The organism is Myxococcus eversor, assembly GCF_010894455.1.
In the GTDB taxonomy this organism is placed as follows: domain Bacteria; phylum Myxococcota; class Myxococcia; order Myxococcales; family Myxococcaceae; genus Myxococcus; species Myxococcus eversor.
This window is the reverse complement of sequence record NZ_JAAIXY010000055.1, coordinates 1-3,060: the sequence shown is the minus strand read 5'-3', so window position 1 is coordinate 3,060 and position 3,060 is coordinate 1. Positions and strand designations below refer to the sequence as shown.

Genomic DNA, 3,060 nt, shown 5'->3' with positions numbered 1-3,060 from the left:
CCGCTCAACGTGTGAGAGAGAAGCGAGGCCCCCAAGAAGTCGTACGGACGCGCGTCGGCGTCAAGTCCTGGGCGGCACAGATGCCGTCCGTCTCGGCTGTACGTCCGGCGAGCTGCGCCGCTTGCGGAGCGGCGAGCCGCCCTGTGGGAGCTCCCCTGGGGCTTCATGGGCATGGCAGCCGGAGCCGCCAGGTGCGCGGGCCGCTGGACGCTGGCGCGTCGCCCGTGCTCGTGGAGTTGCGCGTGCGACGCTACCGCTGCCGTGCGTGCGGCGTGTCGCAGACGGTAGTGCCCGCGGAGGTGCTGGCCAGGAAGCTGTATTCGCTCGCGGCCATCGCCTGGGCGCTCGCCCTGTGGGGCCTCGAGTCGCTGCCGGCCGCGGCGGTGCGCAGGCGAGTGAGTCCGTGGGAGGTGGTGGGGCCAGGGAGCGCTGGGCGCTGGGATGCCCTCTGCCGCTGGGCCGGGGAGGCCAGAGTCGGGACGCTGCTGTGCTGCGTACGGCCGGCGCCCACGGACTGGACGGCGCGAGCGGTGGCCGCACGAGCGGCGACGACAGTCGCCGCCTTTGCGCTCCCTTCGACGGGACCGCCATCGCTGTCCGCCTGTTCGTTCCGGGGAGCCGAGCGCGCTCACTGAGGGGCTTGCTCCGCGGCCATCGGCTCACCTCGCACGCAAGTGCGTCCCACCCGACATGCCCCGTCCTCGAAGGCCTGCCTATGGCGGGACGGTAGGCGTCTGCTCTCCCAAGAGGCCCATGCCGGGATGAGGGGGGGACGGGAAGTCCGCGCGAAATGAAGAGCCTCACCCCGAAGTCCCACGCCGAGGCGGTGGCGGTGTTTCGCCACGGAGTCATCGGCGTCCTCACCCAGGCGCAGATGGAGCGAGGCCAGCTCGCCTCGGCGCTCGAGTCCCTCGCCCAGCAGCGCTTCGTGCCGCCGGGCGCCAAGGTGAGCCACTGCTACTCGGCGGCCACGCTCGAACGCTGGTACTACGCGTACAAGAAGCGCGGACTCTCAGGCCTCGCCCCGCGCGGCCGCAGCGACAAGGGCCGCGCCCAGCAGCTCTCGGCGGCCCAGCGCGAGCTGCTGCTCGACATCCGGCGGGAGTACCCGTCCGCGTCCGTGACGCTCATCCTGCGTACGCTCGTCACCGATGGCCGGCTCGAGAAGGAAGCCGTCTCGTCGACGACGGTGCGCCGCCTCTTCGCGGAAGCAGGACTCGACCGCGTCGGGATGCGCGACGGCAGCGGCACGAAGACGCGCTTGCGCTGGCAGGCCGAGCGCCCCATGGCCCTGTGGCACGCGGACGTGTGTCACGGACCTGGACTCACCGTCGGGGGCAAGTCGCTGCCCTTGCGCATCCACGCGCTGCTGGACGACGCGAGTCGGTACGTCGTGGCGTTGGAGGCCCACCACACCGAGCGCGAGGTGGACATGCTTGGCCTCATGGTGCGCGCCCTGCGCAAGCACGGTCCGCCGGACGCCCTCTACCTGGACAATGGCGCCACGTACCGGGGCGAGACGCTCGCCACCGCGTGCGCTCGCATCGGCACGTCGCTCTTGCACGCCAGGCCCTATGACGCCCCCGCCCGCGGGAAGATGGAGCGCTTCTGGCGCACGCTGCGCGAGGGCTGCCTCGACTTCCTCGGGCCCGTCGCCTCGCTGCACGACGTCAATGTCCGCCTCTGCGCCTTCCTCGACGCGCACTACCACGTCACCTCGCACGCGGCCCTCATGGGCGCGACACCCAATACCGTCTTCGAGGCCGCGCCCCGGGCGCCCGATGGCTTCGACGAGGCGAAGCTGCGCGAGGCCCTCACCACCCGTACCCGCCGACGCGTGCGTCGCGACACCACCGTCGTCGTCGACGGTGCCGACTACGAGCTCGACGCAGGCCACCTCGCCGGGCGCCTCGTGTACCTGTGCCGCTGCCTTGTCGACCTGGGGGAGACGCCCTGGGCCGAATTCGAAGGCAAGCGCTACACCCTCCACCCAGTCGACGCCGTGAAGAACTCGCGCCGCAAGAGGCCGCTGCGTCGGCCTCCCGTCCACGACGAGACGTACCGGCCACACCCCGCGTTTGACCCGCCCCTGGCTCTGCTCGACCGCGCCGTCGGACGTCCTCCTCGGCATCGCGATGCAGGTGAGTCATGACGCCCGCCTACGTCACCCACTTCGGCTTCTCCGAGGCGCCCTTCTCCAAGGAGATTGCCGACGCGGACCTCTGGCTGCCGGCCTCCAAGACGGGCCTCGTCGAGGAGCTCTGCGAAGCCGTGCGCGAGCGGCAGAGTGTCATGCTGGTGGGCGAGCCCGGTGTCGGCAAGACGTGCGTCCTGCGCGCGCTGCGTCACCGGCTTCCCCAGGCGGGCTTCCGCCTCACCTATTGCCACAACGCCACGCTGGGCCGCCGCGACTTCTACCGCCAGCTGTGTCTTGCCCTCGGACTCACGCCGTCCGCCACCGCCGCCGCTGTCTTCTACGCCGTCTCCAGCCACGTGGAGGAACTCGGTCGCGAGCGTGTCCACCCCGTCTTCCTCCTCGACGAGGCGCACCTGCTCCACCAGGACGTGCTCGACCACCTCCACATCCTCCTGAACTACCAGTGGGATTCGAAGGCGCTCCTCTCCCTCATCCTCGTCGGCTTGCCCGAACTCGACTCTCGGCTCGCGATGCGCCGCAACCGGAGCCTCGCCTCCCGCCTCGCACGCCGGCTCGCCATCGACGCCCTTGGGCCCGATGACACCGCGGAGTACCTCCGCCTGCGCCTGAAGAACGCGGGCTGCGAGCGAGAGCTCTTCGCCTCCGACGCGATGGCGATGCTCCACGAGGCTGCCTCCGGCGCTCACCGCGACATCGACCGGCTCGCGACCACTGCGCTTCGCGAGGCCGCGCGTCGCAAGAAGAAGCTCGTCGAGCGCGACGTACTCGCACGCGTGCTCGACACCGACGCCGCCGCTCTGTAGGCCGCTCCCATCACCGAGCGCGCTCGCTGACGCTCGCGCTCGGTGATGCCCATCAACCAGGCGGAGCGCTCGTCCATCAACCAGCCTGCCTCGCAACAC

Annotated in this window: 2 protein-coding genes; both read left to right on the top strand. The window is 71.0% G+C overall.

The genetic code is table 11. The features are described from left to right. Positions 1–790 precede the first annotated feature (790 nt). Positions 791–2,152 (top strand): DDE-type integrase/transposase/recombinase, encoded by a 1,362-nt coding sequence (locus tag G4D83_RS45055; protein ID WP_163871143.1) that lies wholly within the window; start codon positions 791–793, stop codon positions 2,150–2,152. Further along, entirely contained in the window at positions 2,149–2,961 is an 813-nt protein-coding gene (locus tag G4D83_RS45050) for an ExeA family protein (RefSeq protein WP_163871142.1), read from the top strand. The genes G4D83_RS45055 and G4D83_RS45050 overlap by 4 nt, the downstream gene beginning before the upstream one ends. The last annotated feature ends 99 nt before the right edge of the window (positions 2,962–3,060 follow it).

Excerpts from the sequence above, each read along its gene's own strand:
- G4D83_RS45055 (WP_163871143.1), top strand. The coding sequence starts at position 791 with ATGAAGAGCCTCACCCCGAAGTCCCACGCCGAGGCGGTGGCGGTGTTT.
- G4D83_RS45050 (WP_163871142.1), top strand. The coding sequence starts at position 2,149 with ATGACGCCCGCCTACGTCACCCACTTCGGCTTCTCCGAGGCGCCCTTC.